The 24,250-nt window shown below is 39.7% G+C and carries 22 protein-coding genes; 12 read left to right on the top strand and 10 right to left on the bottom strand.

All coding sequences use genetic code 11. The features are described 5' to 3' along the window. Positions 1 to 191 precede the first annotated feature (191 nt). Both E0H82_RS04345 and E0H82_RS04340 read left to right on the top strand, forming a co-directional pair. Entirely contained in the window at positions 192 to 1,568 is a 1,377-nt protein-coding gene (locus E0H82_RS04345) for a diaminobutyrate--2-oxoglutarate transaminase (protein ID WP_131263370.1), read from the top strand. Beyond that, complete coding sequence (locus E0H82_RS04340; protein WP_131263368.1) at positions 1,568 to 3,100, top strand: pyridoxal phosphate-dependent decarboxylase family protein; 1,533 nt, start codon at positions 1,568 to 1,570, stop codon at positions 3,098 to 3,100. Before E0H82_RS04345 ends, E0H82_RS04340 begins: the two co-directional genes overlap by 1 nt. Before the next feature lie 67 nt (positions 3,101 to 3,167). On the opposite strand, the gene E0H82_RS04335 is transcribed toward E0H82_RS04340, so the two are convergent. Beyond that, positions 3,168 to 3,659 carry an Lrp/AsnC family transcriptional regulator gene (locus E0H82_RS04335; protein WP_131263366.1) on the bottom strand — a complete coding sequence of 164 codons (492 nt, stop codon included), beginning with the start codon at positions 3,657 to 3,659 and terminating at the stop codon, positions 3,168 to 3,170. Positions 3,660 to 3,793: 134 nt separating this feature from the next. Here E0H82_RS04335 and E0H82_RS04330 point away from each other — a divergent pair, with 134 nt between their 5' ends. The 7 genes from E0H82_RS04330 to sohB all read left to right on the top strand — a co-directional run bounded on the left by E0H82_RS04330 (position 3,794) and on the right by sohB (position 13,482). Continuing rightward, the gene (locus E0H82_RS04330) at positions 3,794 to 5,518 is read left to right on the top strand and encodes an alpha-keto acid decarboxylase family protein (RefSeq protein ID WP_131263365.1); all 1,725 of its coding nucleotides are present in this window, start codon (positions 3,794 to 3,796) and stop codon (positions 5,516 to 5,518) included. A 133-nt stretch (positions 5,519 to 5,651) separates the two neighbouring features. After that, positions 5,652 to 7,034, top strand: a complete 1,383-nt coding sequence (locus E0H82_RS04325) for an amino acid permease (RefSeq protein WP_131263363.1) — start codon at positions 5,652 to 5,654, stop codon at positions 7,032 to 7,034. Positions 7,035 to 7,501: 467 nt separating this feature from the next. Then, a complete protein-coding gene (locus E0H82_RS04320) occupies positions 7,502 to 8,527 on the top strand; it encodes a substrate-binding domain-containing protein (protein ID WP_131263361.1) in 1,026 nt (341 codons plus the stop codon). Between the two features lie 99 nt (positions 8,528 to 8,626). Next, entirely contained in the window at positions 8,627 to 10,006 is a 1,380-nt protein-coding gene (gene pstC / locus E0H82_RS04315) for a phosphate ABC transporter permease subunit PstC (RefSeq protein WP_131263359.1), read from the top strand. Then, positions 10,003 to 11,394, top strand: coding sequence for a phosphate ABC transporter permease PstA (pstA, locus tag E0H82_RS04310; RefSeq protein WP_131263357.1), 1,392 nt, complete (start codon positions 10,003 to 10,005; stop codon positions 11,392 to 11,394). The genes pstC and pstA overlap by 4 nt, the downstream gene beginning before the upstream one ends. Before the next feature lie 13 nt (positions 11,395 to 11,407). Further along, complete coding sequence (pstB, locus tag E0H82_RS04305; protein ID WP_131263356.1) at positions 11,408 to 12,319, top strand: phosphate ABC transporter ATP-binding protein PstB; 912 nt, start codon at positions 11,408 to 11,410, stop codon at positions 12,317 to 12,319. A 200-nt stretch (positions 12,320 to 12,519) separates the two neighbouring features. Continuing rightward, positions 12,520 to 13,482, top strand: coding sequence for a protease SohB (sohB, locus tag E0H82_RS04300; RefSeq protein WP_131263354.1), 963 nt, complete (start codon positions 12,520 to 12,522; stop codon positions 13,480 to 13,482). A 405-nt stretch (positions 13,483 to 13,887) separates the two neighbouring features. Here sohB and E0H82_RS04295 read toward each other — a convergent pair whose 3' ends face one another. The 5 genes from E0H82_RS04295 to E0H82_RS04275 form a co-directional block, all read right to left on the bottom strand. After that, positions 13,888 to 14,523: a DUF2238 domain-containing protein gene (locus E0H82_RS04295; protein WP_131263352.1), complete on the bottom strand. Its 636-nt coding sequence runs from the start codon at positions 14,521 to 14,523 to the stop codon at positions 13,888 to 13,890. Positions 14,524 to 14,596: 73 nt separating this feature from the next. Beyond that, positions 14,597 to 15,985, bottom strand: coding sequence for an adenylosuccinate lyase (purB, locus tag E0H82_RS04290; RefSeq protein ID WP_116759232.1), 1,389 nt, complete (start codon positions 15,983 to 15,985; stop codon positions 14,597 to 14,599). Between the two features lie 57 nt (positions 15,986 to 16,042). Next, complete coding sequence (gene hflD / locus E0H82_RS04285) at positions 16,043 to 16,774, bottom strand: high frequency lysogenization protein HflD (RefSeq protein WP_116759233.1); 732 nt, start codon at positions 16,772 to 16,774, stop codon at positions 16,043 to 16,045. A 14-nt stretch (positions 16,775 to 16,788) separates the two neighbouring features. Beyond that, complete coding sequence (gene mnmA, locus E0H82_RS04280) at positions 16,789 to 17,925, bottom strand: tRNA 2-thiouridine(34) synthase MnmA (protein WP_131263350.1); 1,137 nt, start codon at positions 17,923 to 17,925, stop codon at positions 16,789 to 16,791. A gap of 4 nt (positions 17,926 to 17,929) precedes the next feature. Next, positions 17,930 to 18,415, bottom strand: coding sequence for an NUDIX hydrolase (locus E0H82_RS04275; protein WP_131263348.1), 486 nt, complete (start codon positions 18,413 to 18,415; stop codon positions 17,930 to 17,932). 455 nt (positions 18,416 to 18,870) lie between these two features. Here E0H82_RS04275 and E0H82_RS04270 point away from each other — a divergent pair, with 455 nt between their 5' ends. After that, positions 18,871 to 19,407: an isochorismatase family protein gene (locus E0H82_RS04270; protein WP_131263346.1), complete on the top strand. Its 537-nt coding sequence runs from the start codon at positions 18,871 to 18,873 to the stop codon at positions 19,405 to 19,407. Between the two features lie 120 nt (positions 19,408 to 19,527). Here E0H82_RS04270 and E0H82_RS04265 read toward each other — a convergent pair whose 3' ends face one another. From E0H82_RS04265 to E0H82_RS04250, 4 genes are all read right to left on the bottom strand, one after another. After that, a complete protein-coding gene (locus E0H82_RS04265) occupies positions 19,528 to 20,067 on the bottom strand; it encodes a gamma carbonic anhydrase family protein (RefSeq protein WP_131263588.1) in 540 nt (179 codons plus the stop codon). A 100-nt stretch (positions 20,068 to 20,167) separates the two neighbouring features. After that, positions 20,168 to 21,316, bottom strand: coding sequence for a D-alanyl-D-alanine carboxypeptidase PBP5/6 (gene dacC, locus E0H82_RS04260; RefSeq protein WP_131263344.1), 1,149 nt, complete (start codon positions 21,314 to 21,316; stop codon positions 20,168 to 20,170). A gap of 118 nt (positions 21,317 to 21,434) precedes the next feature. Next, positions 21,435 to 21,818: an MCR_0457 family protein gene (locus E0H82_RS04255; RefSeq protein ID WP_131263342.1), complete on the bottom strand. Its 384-nt coding sequence runs from the start codon at positions 21,816 to 21,818 to the stop codon at positions 21,435 to 21,437. Between the two features lie 176 nt (positions 21,819 to 21,994). Next, positions 21,995 to 22,366 carry an MCR_0457 family protein gene (locus tag E0H82_RS04250; protein ID WP_131263340.1) on the bottom strand — a complete coding sequence of 124 codons (372 nt, stop codon included), beginning with the start codon at positions 22,364 to 22,366 and terminating at the stop codon, positions 21,995 to 21,997. A gap of 104 nt (positions 22,367 to 22,470) precedes the next feature. On the opposite strand from E0H82_RS04250, the gene surE reads away from it, so the two are divergent. Beyond that, the gene (gene surE / locus E0H82_RS04245; RefSeq protein WP_131263338.1) at positions 22,471 to 23,238 is read left to right on the top strand and encodes a 5'/3'-nucleotidase SurE; all 768 of its coding nucleotides are present in this window, start codon (positions 22,471 to 22,473) and stop codon (positions 23,236 to 23,238) included. A gap of 126 nt (positions 23,239 to 23,364) precedes the next feature. Then, entirely contained in the window at positions 23,365 to 24,174 is an 810-nt protein-coding gene (locus E0H82_RS04240; RefSeq protein WP_131263336.1) for a peptidoglycan DD-metalloendopeptidase family protein, read from the top strand. The last annotated feature ends 76 nt before the right edge of the window (positions 24,175 to 24,250 follow it).

Below are 24,250 nucleotides of genomic sequence, written 5' to 3'. Positions count from 1 at the left end.
ACAGTTTTTTTGAAAAAAATTAGGACGGATATTTGCTAAAAGTTGTTTATTTTCTTGAAAAATTCGGTATCATGCCGCTCCTAGTTATTTATTTAAATATTGTCTAACTAGATTCTATAAAGCACCGAGTCAAAGGACCGCAAGTCACCAGACTTATTTCTTTCAACCCATATCAGAGATGGTAATTCGATATGAGCGTTTCTTCTGTAAACCCTGCCACTAATTCTACTAACGAATACTATTTGACTCGCCAAAGTCAGATGGAATCCAATGTTCGTAGCTATCCACGTAAATTACCGTTAGCGATAGCAAAAGCATTAGGTTGCTGGGTTACCGATGTTGAAGGTACAGAGTACCTTGATTGTTTAGCTGGGGCAGGAACATTGGCATTAGGCCATAATCATCCTGCGGTCGTTCAAAGTATTCAAGATACACTGACAAGCGGCATTCCATTACATACTTTAGATTTAACTACACCGTTGAAAGATGCTTTCACGGAAGCGTTGCTTTCGTATCTTCCAGGCGGTAAAGAAGAGTACTGTTTACAGTTCTGTGGTCCATCTGGTGCAGATGCGACGGAAGCAGCAATTAAACTAGCGAAGACTTATACAGGTCGTAGCTCAGTAATCAGTTTCTCTGGTGGTTATCATGGTATGACTCACGGTTCTTTGGCAATGACAGGTAACTTGTCTGCTAAAAATGCTGTGAATGGTTTAATGCCAGGCGTACAGTTTATGCCATATCCGCATGAATACCGTTGCCCACTTGGTTTAGGTGGTGAAGCGGGTGTTGATGCATTAACGTATTTCTTCGAAAACTTCATTGAAGATGTAGAAAGCGGTGTCACTAAGCCAGCAGCAGTTATTCTTGAAGCGATTCAAGGTGAAGGCGGTGTTGTGACAGCGCCAACCAAATGGTTGAAGAAAATCCGTGAAGTGACTGAAAAACACAACATCGTATTAATTCTTGACGAAGTTCAAGCAGGCTTTGCTCGTTCAGGTAAAATGTTTGCCTATGAACATGCGGGTATTGAGCCAGATGTTGTTGTAATGTCAAAAGCTGTTGGTGGTGGTTTACCACTTGCAGTGCTAGGTATTAAACGTAAGTTTGATGCATGGCAACCAGCAGGTCACACGGGTACTTTCCGTGGTAACCAGTTGGCAATGGGTACTGGCTTAGTCGTATTAAAAACGATTACTGAACAGAACTTAGCTCAAAATGCACAAGAGCGTGGTGATTTCTTACAAGCTGAATTGAAAAAATTAGCGCAAGAATTCCCATGTATTGGTAACGTTCGTGGCCGTGGCTTAATGATCGGTGTCGAAATTGTAGATGAGCGTAAACCAGCTGACCATATGGGTTCTTTACCAGCAGACGGTCAATTGGCAGCAGCAATTCAAGCGGCATGTTTTGATAACAAACTCTTGTTAGAAAAAGGTGGTCGTAACGGTACAGTGATTCGTTTACTTTGCCCATTAATCATTACGCAAGAAGAATGTGTAGAAGTGATTGCTCGCTTTAAGAAAGCAATGGCTGAAGCACTTGTAGCTGTGCGAGGCGCTCAATAATGGTTGATTTTGCAGAACACCGTAAAGCGTTACTCTGCAATGATGCCCAATCCATTGCTGACTATGAGTCAGCAATGGAGCAAGCTACCAAAGCGGTAGCGGCATGGTTGCAAAATGACAAGATGTACACAGGCGGAAGCATTAAAGAATTGCGTAAAGCAATTGCTTTTAACCCAACGCCAGAAGGTTTGGGTGTACAAAAGTCATTGGATCGTATGGTTGAGCTTTTCTTAAATAAAAGCTTAAAAGTACATCACCCTCATTCTCTCGCACATTTGCATTGCCCAACTATGGTTGCAAGCCAAATTGCAGAAGTTTTGATTAATGCAACCAACCAATCTATGGACTCATGGGATCAAAGCCCAGCGGGTTCTTTGATGGAAGTTCAATTGATTGATTGGCTTCGTCAAAAAGTCGGTTACGGTGCAGGTCAAGCCGGTGTATTCACTTCAGGTGGTACACAGTCTAACTTGATGGGTGTACTACTTGCGCGTGATGCTTGCATCTCGAAAAACTGGAAAGACGAAAACGGCAAGCCGTGGTCTGTACAGCGTGATGGTATTCCTGCAGAAGCCATGAAAAATGTTAAAGTCATTTGTTCTGAAAATGCACATTTCTCTGTGCAAAAGAACATGGCAATGATGGGTATGGGCTTCCAGTCTGTTGTGACGGTTCCTGTAAACGAAAATGCTCAAATGGATGTTGATGCTCTCGAAAAAACGATGGCGCATTTACAGTCAGAAGGCAAAATCGTGGCGTGTGTGGTTGCAACTGCGGGCACAACCGATGCAGGTGCAATTGATCCATTGAAGAAAATTCGTGAAATCACCAACAAATTTGGCGCGTGGATGCATATCGATGCGGCATGGGGTGGTGCACTGATTTTATCGAACGATTACCGTTCGATGTTAGATGGGATTGAGTTGTCTGACTCGATTACGCTTGATTTCCATAAGCATTATTTCCAAACCATTTCTTGTGGTGCATTCTTGCTTAAAGATGAAGCGAACTATCGTTTCATGCATTATGAAGCTGAATATCTAAACTCAGCCTATGATGAAGAGCATGGTGTTCCAAACCTAGTATCGAAATCTTTACAAACAACTCGTCGTTTTGATGCGTTGAAATTGTGGATGACAGTAGAAGCTTTAGGTGAAGAGCTGTATGGTTCAATGATCGATCACGGTGTTAAATTGACACGTGATGTTGCAGATTATATTAAAGCAACAGAAGGTCTTGAGCTTTTAGTTGAACCACAATTTGCTTCTGTATTGTTCCGTGTAGTACCAGCAAACTATCCTGTAGAGTTGTTGGATACATTGAACCAAAACGTTGCTGACGAACTGTTTGCACGTGGTGAAGCGAATATTGGTGTAACTAAAGTGGGTCAGGTGCAATCATTGAAAATGACGACGCTGAGCCCTGTTGCTACATTAGAAAACGTACAGAACTTGCTGTCTCTTGTTCTTGCAGAAGCGGATCGTATTAAAGATCCTATTCAAGCAGGTACTTATACACCAGCGATTGACTAATTGTCATGTTGTTCAAAGAAAGCCTGGAATTTTCCAGGCTTTTTTATATGTAATAGAGAGAAAATAGTTAAGCTGAATGTACATGATGATGGTTATAATTTTTCGATTTCAGCAAAAAGTGATTCTGTTCCTTGATTTTTTTCAAAACAATGTAAGATTTAATGTGCCCAATAAAAGAATAAGTTAATAAGCGTTCTGTCACAAAATGGGAAAGTTGCTCTAAGTTCTCAGCCACGACTTTCAGAATAAAATCTGCATCACCACTGATCGAAAAAGCATCCTGAATATTGTCTTCGGCTTCGATGAGCTCTTGAAAGGCCTGTTGGGAAGATGCTTCATGTGTCCTAAGGTTAATATGAATCATGGCGGTCACTTCCATGCCTAGCGCTTGCTGCTGTATGCGAGCGGTATAGCCCAAAATAATGCCTTTTTGCTCCAGTAGCTGTCGTCTTCTCGAACATTGCGATGCAGATAAACCAATTAAATCACCAATTTCTTGATTGGTGAGCCGTCCATTTTTTTGTAGTGCTTGAATGATTTGCCAGTCGAACTTATCCATGCATAAAATCCCTTTGTGATACACAAATCTTGTATTTTTATTAAAATTCGGTTTCATTATGCACGAAATTTACGGGCTAGATGAAATATTATTTTTCTATGGAATAAAAAATTGGTCTCAAAGGATATCGAGCAATGTTCATAGAAATTGGTGAATTTTTAAATCTTCGTTTAAAACAAATGGGTATACAGCATCTTTTTGGTGTACCTGGTGACTTCAATCTTTCCTATCTGGAACAAGTTGAAGCTGATACTCAACTCGAATTTATTGGCAATTGTAATGAGTTAAATGCAGCCTATGCAGCGGATGGTTATGCTCGGATTAACGGTTTTTCAGCATTGGCAACTACGTATGGTGTAGGTGATTTAAGCGCAATTAATGGCATTGCTGGGGCATATGCGGAAAATGTTCCGATGGTGCATATTTCGGGTATTCCACCCTTACATGTAGTTCAAAAAGGAATTCTGGTTCACCATACGTTGGTCGATGGTAACTATGACAATATTATGAATTGCATGAAAGAATTTACTGTGGCGCAAACACGTTTAACACCTGCCAATGCAGCTTTTGAAATTGATCGTGTCTTACGTCAGTGTTTTCTGGAGCGTCGTCCAGTACATATTCAGCTTGCATCGGATATTACTCATGTAAAAATTGAAGTAGATGAGCGCCCACTCGATTTAACTTATCCATCGGTTGAACCAGATTTACTGAGTAGTGTCGTTGATCAGTTGTGTGGCATTTTGGCAAAAGCGAAAAGCCCAGCACTTTTGGTTGACAATGAGGCTGCGGTTTTTGGGGTAACCTCTCTGTTACACGATCTGTCCAACAAGTGCTCGATTCCATTTGCTAGTATGAATACAGCAAAAAACATTATGGATGAAGGCTCACCACGTTATATCGGAACTTATGTGGGCGGGGCGAGTCAGCCGCATGTAAAAAATGTGATCGAACAATCGGACTGTTTAATTGGTATTGGGGTTCGCTTTACTGATGTAGGCTCAGCTGTATTTACGCATCAAATAGCCACTCAAAATTACATTGAAATTAAGCCTTATGGTTTGAATATCTTTGGACAGGATGTGCCTGGGATAGAAATAGGTCAACTGTTGGTTGAATTAAATAAAAAAGTAGCGCTACGTAAAGCACCGCAATCTGTTGTGACTCAGCAGCCTGCACAAAAAAAACATGAAGTTGCTGAACAGCAAAAACTGAGTCAAGAACTACTTTGGAATGCCATCTCAGGTTTCTTCAAAGATGATGATGTGATTATCGGAGAAGTTGGAACTTCAAACTCTGCACTATCGGGTTTAAAGCTACCTGCCACTGCGAAATATATTTCTCAGCCACTTTGGGGTTCTATTGGTTATACCTTACCTGCTTTACTGGGAAGTTTGTTGGCAGCCCCAGAACGCCGACAAATTTTATTTATTGGTGATGGTTCATTCCAATTAACTGTACAAGAACTTTCCACGATTATTCGTCATGGTTTAAAACCCATTATTTTCTTACTCAATAATGGCGGTTATACCATCGAGCGCTTAATCATGGGGGGAAATGCTGCATATAACGATATTCAAAACTGGAACTATGCAGAAATTCCAGCAGTGTTCAACGGAACACAAGCTTATCAGTCTTGTGTAGTAGAAACAGTGGGGCAATTGCAGTCAGTCTTAGACAATATCCATCTTCACGATAGCCTGACTTTTGTGGAATTAAAGTTACCTGCTATGGATGCGCCCTTGAGTCTGAAAAAATTCGCTAATGTAATTGCACGATTTGATTATGGTGATCGTGGTTATGAAATTTTAACCCAGCGTTCCAATGCAATGGAATGTAAGAAAGCAAGCTCATTTTAAGCTGAAGACCGGAGCGTCTTTTTAAAAAATGGAATTAAATTAAAGCATATTCAGTCCGAAGGTCAATTATAGATCTTCGGTCTAGTGCTGAATAATGGTGTACAGGATGTGACACTTATAATGGAGAAAATGTATGGATGAACACAATCAGCATGCTTTGAAACAAGGCTTGTCGAATCGACATATTCAATTGATTGCCTTAGGCGGTGCAATTGGTACAGGATTATTTTTAGGACTTTCACAAACCATTAAACTGGCAGGGCCTTCGATTTTACTCGGCTATGCAATTGCAGGGATCATTGCCTTTTTAATTATGCGTCAGCTAGGGGAAATGGTGGTTGAAGAGCCCGTCAGTGGTTCATTTAGTCATTTTGCCAATAAATATTGGGGCAAGATGGCTGGCTTTATGTCAGGCTGGAATTATTGGGTACTGTATGTACTGGTCAGCATGGCGGAATTAAGTGCAATAGGAACGTTTATTCAGTTCTGGTGGCCTGAGATTCCAACGTGGCTTACTGCCTTGTTTTTCTTTATTTTGATGAATGGCATTAATTTGGTCAATGTTCGCTTCTTTGGCGAATCAGAATTTATATTTTCTTTTATTAAGATTGTTGCGATTTTGAGCATGATTGGCTTTGGAGCTTATTTACTGTTATCAGGTTCGGCAGGACCGCAAGCAGGTATTGCCAATTTATGGCAGTATGGTGGATTTTTTCCACATGGTATACATGGTTTTGTCATGGCATTGGCGGTCATTATGTTCGCCTTTGGTGGTTTGGAATTGATCGGAATTGCAGCAGCAGAAACCAAACAGCCAGAAACCACTATTCCTAAAGCCGTCAATCAAATTGTCTATCGTATTTTGATTTTTTATATTGGTGCGATTGGTATTTTATTGTGTCTTTATCCATGGAATATGGTGGCAGAAGGTGGTAGCCCATTTGTATTAATTTTCCAGTCGCTGAACAGTAATGGTGTTGCGAACGTTTTGAACTTTGTGGTGTTAATCGCTGCAATTTCTGTCTATAACAGCTGTATTTACTGCAATACTCGTATGCTGCATGGTTTGGCAGAGCAGGGTAATGCACCTGCAATATTGAAAAAAATTAACAGCCGCGGTATTCCTGTCCCTGCTACAATTGTATCGGCATCAATCACGGCGCTCTGTGTTTTGGTGAATTATTTAATTCCAGGTCAAGCTTTTCAGCTCTTTATGATGTTGGTGGTGGCTGCATTGGTAATTAACTGGCTCATGATTTCTGTTACGCATTTAAAATTCAGTAAAGTCATGAAGTTACAGGGTCATCAAACCAAGTTCCAAAGCATTCTTAGCCCATGGAGTAACTATTTAACCATTGGTTTTGTTTGTTTCATTTTGTTGATTATGGCGTTTACACCTGACATGAGATTGGCTGTTATTTTGGGTCCAATTTGGATGGTTGCTTTGGCAATTCTGTACGTCGTTAAATATAGAAGCAAAGCGGCGGTATTGCCTGAAGTGCAATCAAGTCAATAACTCAAATTTTAAAAGTTGTGTGGGTTAGTTAATGAAAATTAGCTAGCCCATTTTTTATCATGATTTTTTAATGATTGAATTTCATGCTTCAAGTCGAGTCTGTATTGTGTATATCGTTATAAATTTTGAGCAGTTCATGCACATCAAAATGCATTTTTTCAAATTTTGAGCTCGTGCATTGAGGTTTTATTGTGTATGCAGCAGCATGCTTAAATGACATTAAGATGAATTGTTACATTTTACTGATCAAAATAGAATCGTAAAAATAAGAATATAACTTGTGTTACATATTGAATATTAAAGAATTTTAAATAAATCATTCATCAAGCCATAATTATCATAAAAGCGTCATATTGCTGTAACTTATTTGTCATATTTTAAAATCAAAATGCACATATCGAAAAAAGTACAAAACTGAATAAAAAAGTGGCGTACTCCAAATTGTATATAAATTAAGAGAGATGAGCATGCGCTTAAACCACATCGCACTTGCATTGGCAGTAACAGGTTCAGTTGTAGCAACAACTGCAAATGCAGCACGTGACACAATTCAAATCGCTGGTTCTTCAACAGTATTGCCTTATGCAAGTATTGTGGCTGAAGAGTTTGGTAATACTTTCCCACAATTCAAAACTCCAGTTGTGGGTTCTGGTGGTACTTCAGGCGGTTTAAAACAGTTCTGTGCGGGTGTTGGTGACAATACGATTGATGTGGCAAATGCATCACGTAAAATTAAAGATACAGAATTAGCTGCTTGTAAGAAAGCAGGCGTAAATAAAATTCAAGAAATTAAAATTGGTTATGACGGTATTGTGTTTGCATCAAACTCACACAAAGCAGCATACAAGTTAAAGCCTTACCATGTCTTTGCTGCTTTAGCTGAAAAATTACCATCAAATGGCAAGTTAGTTCCAAACCCATACACACGCTGGAACCAAATTGACAAAACACTTCCAAACGAACCAATCACGCTGGTGATTCCAGCTTCTAACCACGGTACGCGTGAAGTGTTCCAAGAGAAAATGGTTGAAGCAGGTTGTGAATCTTACGATTACTTCAAAAAGTTAGACAAAGATGCTCAGAAGAAAGCATGTTCAGCTTTCCGTAAAGATGGAAAAGTCATTGAAATTGCGGGTGATTACACTGAAACTTTGGCTCGCTTGAAAACTTCTCCAAGTGCAGTGGGTGTATTTGGTTTAGGCTTCTACGATCAAAACCGTGACAAGTTACGCGTAGCGACAGTGAACAACGTTGCGCCATCTGAGAAGACAATTTTGAATGGTTCTTACCCTGTTTCACGTCCATTGTTCTTCTACGTGAAAGGTGAACACCTTCAATCAATCAAAGGCTTACAACAATACACAGAATACTTCTTAAGCAAGAAAGTATCAGGTAAAGGTTCTAAGTTAGAAAAAGCAGGCTTGATCTCTATGTCAGATAAAGAGCGTGCAAAAATCCTTGCTGATTTTAAAGCAGGCAAAGCGGTTAAGTAATTCAGTGAAATAGGCAAATGGTGGGATCTCCCACCATTGGCTTTTTGTACTTAGTGAGTTTTTTCAAAGAATGAAAATTGAAAAAACGGTGGAGAATACATGAATCTGCTACTTATAGGCGTGTTACTGGCGTTGATTGCGATCGCTTACCAAATTGGTCTCGCAAAAAGTCGTAACTTAGCAGGTAAGGGAAATAACTCAGCAATGTTGCATTCACGCCCAGGATATTATGGGGCCTTGGTTGCGTTGTGGTGTGGTATCCCTGCTTTTTTAATTTTGATTGTTTGGAATATCGTTGAGCCAAATATTTTGCGTCACATTGTTATGAATAATGTGCCTGCAAATGTGTTGAATAGTTTAGATGCTGCGGGTGTTGAAGTATTGCTAGATCGTGTACAAGCAATTGCAACAGGCTTTGGGGTGAGTGACCAAGCAGCACCTTACGAAATCGCAGCGGCACAGCAATTGGCAAAAGTAGAAAGTATTGGTTCTTTTGCGAAATTGGCTGTGGTGATTTGTGCGGCTTTAGTGGGGTTGGTTTGGGCGAAAAAACATGTACAAGGGCAATATCGCGCACGTAACCAAGTTGAAAAAATCATCAATATTGGTTTGGCTTTGTGTTCTGGTGTAGCGATTCTGACCACGGTTGGCATTGTCATGTCCATGTTTACTGAAGCGATGCATTTTTTCCGTTTTGTCAGTCCAATGGACTTCTTCTTTGGTACCGAATGGAATCCAGGTTTTAGTACTTCTGGCAATGCAGAAGGCAGTTATGGTTTGCTTCCATTGATTTGGGGCACACTCATGGTCAGTGGTATTGCACTACTGGTTGCTGTGCCTTTAGGTCTCATGATTGCGATTTACTTGGCAGAATATGCTTCTTCAGGTTTTCGTTCTTGGGCAAAACCAGCCATTGAAGTACTCGCAGGTATTCCAACCATTGTGTATGGTGTATTTGCGATGATGGTCATTGGTCCATTTTTCAGAATGCTTGGTGAGCAAGTCGGTATCAACATCAATGCGACCAGTGCACTGACTGCGGGTTTCGTGATGGGTATCATGATTATTCCATTCGTATCTTCACTTTCAGACGACATTATTACTCAGGTGCCTCGTGCATTACGTGATGGTTCTTTAGGCTTAGGTGCAACCAAGTCTGAAACGATCCGAAAAGTGGTTTTACCAGCAGCTTTACCTGGAATTACAGGGGCTTTCTTGCTGGCTGTTTCGCGTGCGGTGGGGGAAACCATGATTGTTGTTCTGGCAGCAGGCAATAGTCCATTACTTCATGCAAATCCACTTGAAGCGGTTTCTACGGTAACAGTGACGATTGTAAAGCAATTGACAGGGGATACAGATTTTGCCAGTCCTCAAGCATTGGTTGCCTTTGCATTGGGTCTGACTTTATTTGTCATTACTTTGGGTCTGAACATTATTGCACTCTACATCGTGCGTAAATATCGCGAGCAATACGAATGAGCACATCGAATTCTTCTCCTCTGAATCAATCATTTGATTCACAATCGGCTGCTGAATTGCGCGAAAAACGTAAAAGAATGATTGAAAGTTCTTTGTCTAAACGTCACCGCAAGGAAAAACTCTTCCGTAGATTTGGTTTGGCAGCGGTAATCTCTGGCTTATTTTTCGTGGTTTTACTGTTTGGTAGTATTTTGGCCAAAGGTTTACCAGCGTTTTGGCAAACAAGTATTTCAGTACCAGTCTATTTTGATCCAACCATTGTGAATGTGGGTGCTAAACCTGTACAACGTGCAGGTGAGTCTCCAGCCCAGTTCCAAGAGCGTTATGTTGCTTGGCAAACCGAAATGGGCATGGTTGATTGGGATGCTTTACTGGTGAATGGTCTGATTAAAAAGGATCCGACACTTGCAGCGCAGCGTGATGAGCTACCGAGTATTTACACAGATTCAGAGTCGTATCGTTTGCGTGATATGGTCTTGGCCAATCCATCTTTGATTGGTAAAACTGAAGACATTAAGCTGTTAACCGACGCCAATGTTGATGTATGGTTGGCGGGCAATATTGACCGTAGTCTTCCAGATGACCAACAACAATTAAGTCCAGAAATACGTCAGCTTGCAGATTCTATGGAAGCTAAAGGAATTATTGAAAATACCTTTAACACCAATATTTTCACTAATCCAGATTCACGTAGTGCGCCAGCAACTTCAGGTTTAGCGGGTGCATTTATGGGGTCGCTATTCATGATGATGATCGTGATCTTTGTCTCTATTCCAATTGGGGTGGCGTCAGCAATCTATCTTGAAGAATTTGCACCCAAAAATATCATTACCGATATTATTGAAGTGAATATTAATAACCTTGCAGCCGTTCCTTCGATTGTATTTGGTTTGCTAGGTGCTGCAATCTTTATTGGTTGGATGCAATTACCACTGTCTGCACCACTGGTGGGTGGTTTAGTGTTAAGTCTAATGACTTTACCAACCGTAATTATTACCACACGTGCATCGTTAAAAGCAGTACCACCATCCATTCGCCAAGCGGCATTAGGTTTGGGTGCATCGCGTATTCAAACGGTGTTCCACCATGTTTTACCTTTAGCGCTCCCAGGGATCATGACCGGTTCAATTATCGGGGTCGCACATGCATTAGGTGAAACAGCACCATTATTATTAATTGGGATGAGTGCTTTTGTTGCCAGTATCCCAAGTACACCATTAGATCAAGCCACAGCATTACCTGTACAAGTCTATTTATGGCAGGGTAATGAGTTACGTAACTTCTTTGAAGGACGTACTGCGGCAGCCATTATCGTACTTCTTGCATTAATGATTGGATTAAACAGTCTTGCAATTTGGTTACGTAAGAAATTTGAAGTCCGCTGGTAATTGAGGGCAATATATGAATACCGTTGTAAATAACTCTTTAGAGCAGGACAAGTCAGTGAATCCACAACAGACTCAATTTACATCTCCTGAAACTGATTCAAAGCGTCAAACGTCGTTTATTTCACAGTTTGATACGCAAGCATCTGCAAAAAAAGAAAATGAAACTGCCAAAGTAAAGCTCAGTACGTCTGATGTGCATGTTTATTATGGTGATGCTGAAGCCATTAAAGGCATTGATTTGCAGATTTATCAGAATGAAGTCATCGCTTTTATTGGTCCTTCGGGTTGCGGTAAATCGACCTTTTTGCGTACTTTAAACCGTATGAACGACACAATTGATTCATGTCGCGTGACAGGTAAAGTATTGCTTGATAATCAGGATATCTATGATCCAAATCTAGATGTCGTTTTACTTCGTGCACAAGTGGGTATGGTTTTCCAAAAGCCAAACCCATTCCCAAAGTCTATTTTTGATAACGTTGCTTATGGGCCAAAACTGCATGGGCTAGCCCGTGATAAATATGACCTTGAAGAAATCGTTGAAAATAGCTTGCGTAAAGCAGGTCTTTGGGACGAAGTTAAAGATCGTTTGAATCAACCTGGGACAGGTTTATCGGGTGGTCAGCAACAACGTTTATGTATTGCACGTACTATTGCGGTGAGTCCAGAAGTGATTTTGATGGATGAACCATGTTCTGCACTTGACCCAATTGCAACCGCAAAAGTAGAAGAATTGATTTCTGAACTTTCAACGCAGTACACGATTGCCATTGTGACTCACTCTATGCAGCAAGCAGCACGTGTATCAGATCGCACAGCATACTTCCATTTAGGTGATTTAATTGAGGTGAACTCGACTGAAAAAGTCTTCACGCAACCTGATCATCAATTAACTGAAGCTTATATTACAGGTCGTTTTGGTTAATCAAACGTTCTACAATCCAACCGCAAATTTTAATTTGCGGTTTTTTTTTTGCCTTTAAACTTTTTCTTGCTTTAAATTAAGAAAGTGAATGATTTCAAGGCAATTTTTTATGTTGATATTCTTGCAAAAACGACATTGAATTTTTGCCATAAAAGCCCCATCTTATATTCAACCCAAACAAAATTGAGAATTACTTACATATGTTATTTCAATTGCCGAAGTTGCCTGCGGAAATACGAGTTAGTCACTTAAACGCGCGCGTAAATGAACAAAGAAAAAAAATTGCGCAAACAACTGCTTCAAAATTAGAGCTTTTACAACTGACACAACAATTGGTGAAAGAAGCACGTGCACGTAAAAAGAATAATCAAAAAGTCTATGTATTAGACTTTAAAGGTGATACAGCAGCATCTGCTGTAGACAACATTCGTGAAGAAATTACCCTGATTTTGGCAACTGCAAAAGCAGGTCGTGACCGTGTTGTTGTAAGACTTGAAAGCCCAGGTGGTATGGTGCATGGCTATGGTCTAGCTGCTGCACAGTTGGTGCGTCTACGTGATGCAGGCTTTCATTTAACCATCTGTGTAGATAAGGTTGCTGCAAGCGGTGGTTATATGATGGCATGTATTGCCAGTGAAATTATTGCTGCGCCTTTTGCAGTGGTTGGTTCTATTGGTGTTGTGGCACAAGTACCAAACTTTAACCGTTTACTGAAAGAGCATCATGTTGATTTTGAATTGTACACAGCAGGTCAATTTAAACGTACAGTGACCATGTTCGGTGAAAATACACCTGAAGGTAAAGCAAAATTTGAAGAAGAATTACAACAAACCCATGAGTTATTTAAGCACTTTGTAGAGAAATATCGTCCACAATTGAATGTTGAACAAGTTGCAACAGGTGAACATTGGTATGGTCGTGATGCGCTAGATTTGAATTTGGTGGATAAACTACAGACTTCAGATGAATACTTGCTTAATTTATTGCCACAACATGATGTGTATGTGATTCAAACGCGTCGTAAACCAACATTGGGTGAGAAAATTGGTTTACAGGCAGCACAAATTGCAGACCAATTGGTTCCAAGTGTGATGCATAAAGTGATGGAAAGTTTAAGCAATGCAAATGCAAATTTGGTGCAAATGCGTGATCCTAAATTATAAGATTTTATTAAGATTATGATTTATAAGCTCACTTCGGTGGGCTTTTTTATGGCTGAGAAATGCTATAGTGCTTTGAATTAATAAAAATACATCACAATTTAAACCGTTATGGGTACATTTTTAGGATTTATTGGTTTTCTAATTTTGATTATTTGTCCGATATATTGTGCTATGTATATGGAAGCAACTGAGAAAAATGAGGACCAGAAAAAGATGACATTTTTTCTTGCGTTTATTCCGGGCATCCTTGTTTTGATTTTGGCTGTGTATTTGAAAGCTGATCAACCGATCGAAACATTATTATTTGACTGAGTCCAAAATTCTAAGATGGATTGATTGGTAGCCAATAGTATTTAAATGATTTATTTGAGTTTCATACGTATTGATTTTCATTGGCCAGATAAATTAGTTCTTAGCTTTAGCTTGTTGCAGCAAATGAATACCGCCTGTGATCATGGCGCCTAAAGTTGCAAGTAGCATGTCCATATGGGCATCCCAGATATCACCTTGCTGCCCATTGTAGTTTTCAGCATCTTCGGGTGAAAGCTGAATAGCAATTAACCATTCAATCCATTCATAAATTAGACTGGTTGCCATTACAAATTGAATCACCAATAGAAAAAGCACATAAGGCTTAAGGCTTGGTAACCAAACTTGAAATACACGATAGAAAAAAGGGTAAAGCAGAAGACCATAAGCCAAATGCACCCAACGATCATACATGTTGCGAGTCCAGCCCATAGTTTGATTTAAATCAAAGTGAAAAACTTGCAGGATCCATTCGTTATAAGGTACATAGGAATATAAATAATGTGCTGCTAAAATATGGATCAAAAGAAAAGCTAAATAAAGAGCAAAATTGACAAAGCTTAAGCCTATTTTTTTCAAAGTAATGTACAACACAAGCAGCATAAAAATGGTTCCTGCTTGATGAAGTAAATACGATTCAAATTCTAATGGATGAATACTGGTAATTAAAATTGTAGCAGCAACAATTGCTAAACAAATCCAGTGTTTAAAAGTGAGTTGGTATTCGATCATTAAATTTTATTCATATAAATAGTTAAGCATAAAAAAGCGAAGCCTAAGCCTCGCTTTTTAAATTAACAGCAAATTAGATTTTAGCAATTAAATCTTTAATTTGTTTTGCTTGCTCAGCAGCATTACCTGTGTAGCTTGCAGGCGTCATTTCCGCTAAACGTGCGCGATCCGCGGCAGGTACAGCTTCAAGTTCAGTACCATTTACGAAGTCTAGCATCATCTCGCGAGTCATGGCTTGACCACGAGTAAGGGCTTTTAACTTTTCGTATGGCTTTTCGACGTTATAACGACGCATTACTGTTTGAATAGGTTCTGCAAGTACTTCTTGAGCATTGTCTAAATCTTCAAGAATACGAGCTGCATTCAACTCAAGTTTACCAATACCTTTTAAGCAAGCTTCGAAAGCAATTAAGCTTTGAGCAAAACCAACACCCATGTTACGCAGAACAGTTGAGTCAGTTAAGTCGCGCTGCCAGCGAGAGATTGGTAATTTTTCGCCCAAATGTGCCAATACAGCATTGGCAAGACCCAAGTTACCTTCAGAGTTTTCGAAGTCAATTGGATTTACTTTGTGTGGCATAGTTGAAGAACCGACTTCACCATCTTTAAGTTTTTGTTTGAAGAAACCTAAAGAGATATAGCCCCATACATCACGGTTAAAATCAACCAAAATGGTGTTGAAACGACGTAATGCATCAAAAAGTTCCGCCATGTAGTCATGTGGCTCAATTTGTGTCGTGTACGGGTTAAAGTCTAAACCTAAAGATTCAACAAAAGCTTGTGAGTGTGCAGGCCAGTTGATGTCTGGATAGGCAGATAAATGTGCATTGTAGTTACCTACAGCACCGTTAATTTTGCCTAGTAATTCAACATTTTGGAATTGTTTAATTTGGCGTGCTAAACGGTATGCAACATTCGCCATTTCTTTACCCAAAGTTGTTGGGCTGGCAGTTTGACCGTGTGTACGAGAAAGCATAGGCTGTTCAGCGTGCTTTTCAGCCAATGCTGCAATTGCATCAATAATTTGCTGCATAGATGCAACCAATACATCACGACCACTTTTGAGCATTAATGCATGAGACAAGTTGTTGATGTCTTCAGAAGTACATGCAAAGTGAATAAATTCACCCGCATTTTTAAGTTCATCAATATTGGCAATTTTCTCTTTTAAGAAATATTCAACCGCTTTTACATCATGGTTGGTTGTGCGTTCAATGTCTTTAATACGGTTGGCATCGTCTTCAGAAAATTGAGTAACGATAGCATCTAAAGCTGCATTTGTTTCAGCACTAAACGCTGGAACTTCAACAATTTCAGGGTGGTTCGCAAGCGCTTGCAACCAGCGCACTTCAACAGTCACACGAGCATGGATTAAACCAAACTCAGAGAGGAAAGGACGCAAAGCATCACATTTGCTAGCGTAACGTCCATCTAATGGAGAAAGTGCAGTTAAAGCGTTCATGGTGATTCCTTAAACTTTGGAATAAAACGTAAAACGAAAATTTCGTACAGCATAAGGTTAGATCACCTGATACTGTAAACGAGCGAGATCTTGAATATCTTGGAGCAGTTTACGTTTGCTAAAAATCATGCCCCAAGAGCTTCCTCCAAGCTGACGCCACAAATGTGCCATTTGTAGACCAGTAAAGAGGGCAGCACGAATTCGGTTGGTATGCGCTGTATCCTTAAATGCTTCTGCATTGCCGCGCACCATAATACGAGGATTGATTTGTCCTGCGGTATCGACATAGGTTTGGGCTAAGTTGGCAAGAATGCTTGGATGCGTATAGTTATTGTCGAAAAAAGAGAGTTGTTTTAGAATTTTTTGCTGTGATTTTTCAATAATTTCTACAAACTTTGGATTGCTGTAGACCTTTTTTTCTAATTGTAATAATGCCATGGCATAGGACATGGGAAGTTTGGCATTAGAGAGTTTGGGTAAACGTGATTTCGGTGCAGGATTAAACGGTTGGGTAATACTGCTTTCTAGGGTTTTCAATCCCAGAGAGATATCAGCAAGTTGATTGAAAAAATCTAAGGTTTGACAGGATTGATTGGACGTTGGACGGATATTTAGGCTGGCTTTGATGAGCTGTTCTAAATAGAAATTCCCGCTATCTCCGATGCTCTGTCGCCCAGAAATAGCAGTCATATGGGTGAGTTGCGTTGCCTGAAACACAGCTGCAAGCGCCAATGCGCGATTTTGGCGTTGACTTAAAGTTTGAGGCTGTTGAAACGGTAACTCAACCATACCGAACAATCCTTTTATTCAATAAAATCTGGCTTAGGTGCATTGGTGTGATGAATGACACCACCGCCTAAACAAATATCATCTAGATAAAACACAACACTTTGACCTGGGGTAACAGCACGTTGTGATTCATCAAATTCAACGCGAACACCATTTGGCATCGTGTCATCTTTATATAATACGCAAGCTTGGTCGGGTTGGCGATAACGGGTTTTTGCCGTACAGCGGAAACCTGTAGCAGGAATGTCTTGTTCGCCTGCAACCCAGTCAATCGCTTCACTCCAAAGCATTGTACTTTGCATTAATGGATGATCATGACCTTGACCGACCACAAGGCGGTTATGTTCAATATCTTTATGTAAGACGAACCAAGCACCTTCGTCAGCACCTTTCATACCACCAATGCCAATACCGCCACGCTGACCGAGCGTATAGTACATTAAGCCGTGATGATCACCAACCTCTTTCCCGTTATCCAATACAATTTTTCCGGGTTGAGCGGGTAAGTATTGTTTCAAGAAGTCATTAAAGCGGCGTTCGCCAATAAAACAAATACCTGTTGAATCTTTTTTCTTTGCAGTAGCCAAGCCAAGTTCTTCGGCAATACGACGAACTTCTGGTTTTTCAATTTCACCTACAGGGAACAAAGTTTTATTAATTTCACGACCATGTACGGCATGTAAGAAATAAGTTTGATCTTTGTTTTGATCTAAACCACGTAGTAAAGGCGCATATTCTTCACCACGTGAGTTGGTCATGGTTTCACCACGACGGCAATAGTGACCTGTGGCAATAAAGTCCGCACCTAAATTCACGGCATGGTCGAGGAAGGCGCGGAATTTAATTTCTTTATTACACAAGATATCTGGGTTTGGGGTGCGACCCGCGGCATATTCGGCCAGGAAATGTTCAAATACGCGATCCCAATATTCCATGGCGAAATTGGCAGTATGTAATTTAATTCCAATTTTATCGCAAACGGCTTGTGCATCGGCAAGGTCTTCCATTGCGGTACAATATTCCGTGCCGTCATCTTCTTCCCAGTTCTTCATGAAAAGTCCTTCAACTTGATATCCTTGTTGAAGAAGAAGTGCTGCAGATACAGAGGAATCTACACCACCAGACATACCGACGATGACACGTTGTTGCATAGGATTAAGCATCCAGATTTGAGATAAGAGGAGAGTTTTGGTGCTCATAAACGAGCGATAAAGGGTATTGTTGCCCAGCTAATGCATCTTTGACCGCTTTAATCACTAAAGGGCTACGTGCACGAGCAGTTTCTTGAAGTTCATCTAGGGTCATCCATTTAGGACCGACAATTCCTCGATCGAGTTCAGCTTCAGGAAAATACTCTAAAACGTGTGCTAAAAAGCAAAATCTAAAATAAGTACGGTCAGGGAACATAGGCGGAGTGTAAGTATAAATGCCTAATAGAGCATCAACCTCAACTGCATGACCTGTTTCTTCCATGGTTTCACGAACAGCCGCTTGAATAATGCTTTCACCACATTCAACATGCCCAGCAGGTTGGTTAAACACCGTATGTGTAATGCCCTCGCTGTGTTCTTCGACAAACAGAAACTTTCCGTCTTTTTCAACGACAGTAGCTACAGTGACATGAGCTGCCCAAGCGGTCATAAAAAAGTACCATGGAATAAAAGGAGTATTCTACAAAATTTAGGAGGCGGTGGCTATGTTGACAGACAGTTTTCTTCGGGGGGAATCCATCCTCTGCTGTTTTAATCATGCCGTTTTATTTCTTAAGCTCCCATTAACTCGTGAAATGGTATTAGGGCATTGTGTTATTTTCAAAAGATCTAACGATATATCAAACCCAATTATGCTTTGAATTCATGTTTTTCGTTCAGTTGCACTATTCTAGAAATAAATCTGTGGTATGTTGGTTTAGTTCTAATTTTAATCACATCAAAAATGAATAAAGTTCTTCACAATATCTCATCAACGATGACCACAACCTTATTGAAAGGCTGTGTGTAAATTTTAGAACTTATCTTATAATTCTATAATCTAACCCTCAGCCAATAATGGCTAGGGTAATGCTCTGTTCATTATTGGTAAGAATGGAGCTCAAAATGTCTAATGTAATTGCACGTAAAGCACTAATTATAGTTGTTATGCAAAACGGTTTATTTAAACAAGCTGTTCCACCATTCAATAATAATCATGTACTGAATAATATTAATCTTCTTATAGAAAAAGCAGACCTATCTCGTGTACCTGTGATCTATATGCGTCATGTTGGCTTAGCTCAAACGCCTTTAAGTCCAGAAAGCTCACTGACTCAGCTCATTAGTGAGCTCAAAATCGGCAATCATCACAATATATTAGAAAAGCAGTACCCAAATTGTTTTAGAGATACAAACTTACATAAAATTTTGATTGAGCTTAAGGTTGAAGAGTTGGTCATTGTCGGAATGAAAACAGAGTATTGTATTGATACAACTGTACGAGCTGCGGCTGATTTAGGTTTTAATGTAAGCCTTATTTCGGATGCACATACAACTTTTGATTCTGAGAAACTTTCAGCACAGCAAATCATAATGCACCATAATTCTACGTTAAATAGAGCTTTTGCTAAACTTACTACAAGTGCTGAGTTTAATTTCTAAGCTTACGAAGCAAATAGATTTTTAGCGCATATGATCAGTTAACATAATCAATAAATACTCGAAATATTAAAAAATAGCCCCGATCTAAGGGGCTATTTAAAATAAATTTTACGGTGAATATTAATCTTGTTCTCGATAATTATTCGCCACTTTCACATAGTGTCGTGCAGAGTAAGTTAAAAACTCTTTTTCTTTATCGGTTAAAGGACGTGATTTTTGCACTGGGCTACCGACATAGAGATATCCACTTTCCAGACGTTTATGTGGAGGAACTAAACTACCTGCGCCAATCATTACATCATCTTCGATAATCACATCGTCTAAAACGATACTGTTGATTCCGACCAATACACGATTGCCAATAGTACAGCCATGTAAAGTGACATGATGTCCAATGGTGACATCTTCACCAATAATAAGGGGAGAGCCGTTCGGTTTAGCATCATTTTTATGGCTAACATGCAGCATACAATGGTCTTGCACATTACTATATTTGCCAATGCGAATACTATTGACATCGCCACGAATCACAGCGAAAGGCCATACGGAAACATGATCTGCTAGTACGACATCGCCAATCACAATAGAGGCATCATCAACATAGCAGCTTGCATCAATCTTCGGTTTGCTATCTAGATAAGGACGGATATTTTTTTTCATGTTCATGCAGCATCATTCAGCAATTTACAGCAGAGTATAAAAGAAAAAAGCACTCATATTTACATACGAATGCTTTAACTTTAGTTTAAGTTGTTAAATCTTAAAATAAGTTTGCAAAGAATTGTTTGATATGGTCGATTAAACGTGCAAAGAATCCAGCTTCTTCAACCGCTTGTAATGCAACCAATGGTTTCTCTGAAATCACTTTGCCATCTAAGCTTGCAACGTACTTACCAACCACTTGACCTTTTTGTAAAGGAGCAGTTAGTTTAGGTTGAACCACAAGTTGCGTTTTAATTGCATCTGCTTTGCCTTTAGGCATGGTCACATTGAAGTTTTCGGCTAAGCCAATTTGAACTTCATTTTCTTTACCAAAGTAAACTTTTGCTTTAGCTAAAACTTGGTTTGCAGGTTGTACTTTAACAGTTTCAAAGTTTGCAAAGCCCCAAGCCAATAAGCTACGTGTTTGTGTCGCACGCTCTTGTATCGTTGGAGTACCAAATACAACAGAGATCAAACGCATTGGACCACGTTTTGATGAAGTCGTTACGCAATAACCCGCTTCTTCAGTGTGACCCGTTTTTAAACCATCTACACTTGGGTCAGTATAAAGCAGGGCATTACGGTTGCCTTGTTTAATACCATTAAATGCAAATTCTTTTTCAGAATAGATTGGGTAGTATTTGGAACTGTCATGAATGATATGTTGTGCTAGCGTTGCCATATCTTTTGCAGTTGAATAGTGACCATCCGCAGGCATACCAGTCGAGTTGATGAAGTGGGTATTGGTCATGCCCATACGTTTTGCTTCTTCATTCATCATGTAAGCAAAAGTACCTTCATTTCCAGCAATATGCTCAGCCATTGCTTTAGACGCGTCATTACCCGATTGGATAATGATACCGCGCAACATTTCTAAAGCTGTTGCCGTACCATTAAGCGGGACATACATACATGATTCTGTGCTACTACCACGACACCATGCAGATTCGTTCATACGAACTTTTTCATCTTCAGTCAGCTCACCCTTCAACAGTTTTTGTTCAATGATGTAACTGGTCATCATTTTTGTCATTGAAGCAGGTGCTAACTTTTCATTTTCATTTTTTGCTGCGAGGATTTGCCCCGTCTCATAGTCCATCAAAACATAAGATTTATTATTGAGTTCTGGCGGCGTAGATAAGACAGTTGCTGCGAAAGAGAAACTTGGTAATAGTAATGTTGCAGCAATGGCGCTTTTACGGATCATTTCTAGCGGGTTCCAATATCTTGATGTAAGCACAAAGAACTTAGCATTCTAGGACAAAGCATAGCCGACTTCTACCTGTGAAATCGGCTTATTTCAAAAGTATTGTAACCAATTTGTTTCAATTGCTATAGGTGGTCAATTCTTGACAGATTTCTTTGTTTTTATCATCGCCTGCAGTTTTGGCATCAGATTTTGCTTCAGCTAAAATGGGCTTAAAACTTTTGGTTTTACTTAATTCAGCCAGCGCGGTAACTGCATCTTTTTCTTCTGGGAGGTGTTCATGCGCGAGTTTGGCGTAGCCTTGTTCAAAACTATCTTTGTTATCGACTAATTTTGGACAAATTTCTGAAAGTACATAAATTGCAGCAAGTTCTTGTTGAGTAACTGTTTGGTTTGGTGTGACTTCAATATTTTCGTCTTTGCTTTCTTCAGCATGAGTGAAAGAAAAAGTAAACGCGGTGAGTAAAGCTAATGATGTTGTTTTTAAAGCAGTGAATTTCATAAACAATAAACTCAAAAGATCAATCTATTTGAGCTAAGGTTAAACAGATTATGTAGAAATGGAAGAGGGGAAATGTATATAAATGGTTGAAATAGTGAAGAAGTTGTGGACTTGGGAAAATAAATTAAAGTTTACGAACAACTCGACTGGGAGTTATTCGTAAGCAACTTCAGCAATTACGCTTGATATTCAACAACATCCATACATACAGCTTGTTGTTCTTCTTGACTGGTTTCTTGAGCAGCTTTGCGTGTTTCTTGCAAAATAGATTTATATTCTGGATCAGACTGGAGTTGATCTATAGTTATTGAACCAGAGTAGTCTTTTAAATACATTTGGGTGAGTAATTTTACATTCGCATCTAATTTTGCATTTTTCCCAATAACCGCAGGGCAGACTTCAGCCATAATTTGGGTAGAAGCGATATCTTCTTTTACAATGCTATTGGCTTCTTCTTGGCTTAAACCATCATTTGCGTTGACTGCTTGAGTAAATAAAACTGCAAGACCAAACCCCAAAACACTACGAAATGATAAAGTTTTAATCATTGTAAGGCACTCATTTAGTGATAGATATTGAGCGCTAATATATATAATTTCACATATAATTCAATGAAATGTTCTAGTCAGTCACTTTTTCAAGCGAGTTTTTTGTGAATATTCTAATAGCCAATGATGATGGTGTTTTTGCACCAGGGATACAAGCTTTAGCACGTGCGCTAAAACCATTAGGTCGTGTAGTCATTGTTGCACCTGAAAGTGAACGAAGTGGTTTTTCCAGTGCTTTAACTTTAGACCGACCACTGCGACCAATCTCTATTGCACCAGATGTTTGGGCAGTGAATGGAACACCAGCGGATTGCGTGTATCTTTCAATGAATGGATTATTCGATTTTGAGTTTGATTTGGTGGTCAGTGGCATTAATAGCGGTGCCAACCTTGGTGATGACGTACTGTATTCTGGTACAGTCGGTGCGGCATTTGAAGGACGCTTAATGAAACAACCTGCAATTGCAGTTTCTTTAGCTGGAAGCAATGTACGCGGTTATGAGCATCCAGAAGATTACGCGGTTGCAGCACAATGGGTGCATGACTTTATTCAAGCAGGTTTGCCAGAATTACCACCGCGTCATATTTTGAACATTAATATTCCTGATGTCGTTGAGTTGCAAGGTCAGAAAATTACCTATCAAGGTCGTCGCTATCAATCTAAACCCATTACCAGTCATGTCGATCCGCGTGGTCGCCAAGTATATTGGATTGGTTTGTCGGGAGAGGCGGTGGCTGAACCAAAACAAGGGATTACAGGTATTGAGTCTGACTTTTTTGCTGTTGCAAATGGTTTTGTCAGTATTACGCCCATTCAAATGGATGCGACCAATTATGAAATTTTACAGAACTTACATGAACAGTATCGCTAAAACATCAAAAGTCTTGTAAATGTTGTAACTTTGTGAAAAAGTCTGTGAATGCGGATTTTTTCAAAATATTTTTGCTACTCTTACGCGCATGAAAACCAATAACGACATATATAGAGAGGAAGATAAATGCCTGCGATGTCGCAAAATCGGATCTTTGCTACGCCAACAGCATTGTTGAAAACCCTAGTAATCTCAACTGCTATTGTGACCACTGCTATTTTAAGTGGATGTGCATCTAAACCTCAGATTAATAATCCGACCCGTTACGCGACGGCTCCAGACTATTATACCGTTCGTTCTGGCGATACTTTAAGTGGAATTGCGGCACGTTATGGGCTGAGTTATATCAGTATTGCCGATATGAATGATGTTGCGCCACCCTATCGAATATATGTAGGCCAGTCGCTCAAGCTGAAAGGTTCTGGCAATAATCGTCGTACCACCACGACTCAAGCAGTCACACAAGCTGCTCCGATTCAACGTCAGGCAATCACATTACCAACCACTCAGCCAGCCACAGCAACATCTTCGACTAACTCCGTACCTGTGACTCCTACGCAAGCGAGTTCTTTGCGCTGGGTTAAACCATCGAATGGTGCTGTAATTGAAAACTTCAATTTAACCAATAACGTGAAAGGTATTCGTTATAGTGGCAATGTGGGTGATCCAGTGTATGCCGCTGCAAATGGTCAAGTGGTCTATGCTGCTGATGGGCTGAAAGAATATGGTAACTTAATTTTAATAAAGCATATTGATGGTTATATCACGGCTTATGCACATAACAGCAAGATGATTGTGAAAAGCGGAGAAAATGTAACGGCTGGTCAAAAAATTTCAGAGATGGGATCTTCTGGTGCAAGCCGTACTATGCTTGAGTTTCAGGTACGCTTAAATGGTAAACCAATCAATCCGACTAATGTTTTACCAATAAATTAAATTAAGATCATTACAACTTTTAAATTTCACCGTATAATCCAATGAGTTGCTTTTATCGAAAGGTAGGAGCATCTCA

It is taken from the genome of Acinetobacter sp. ANC 4910 (assembly GCF_004331035.1).
GTDB lineage: Bacteria > Pseudomonadota > Gammaproteobacteria > Pseudomonadales > Moraxellaceae > Acinetobacter.
This window is presented reverse-complemented; position numbering and strand designations above follow the sequence as displayed.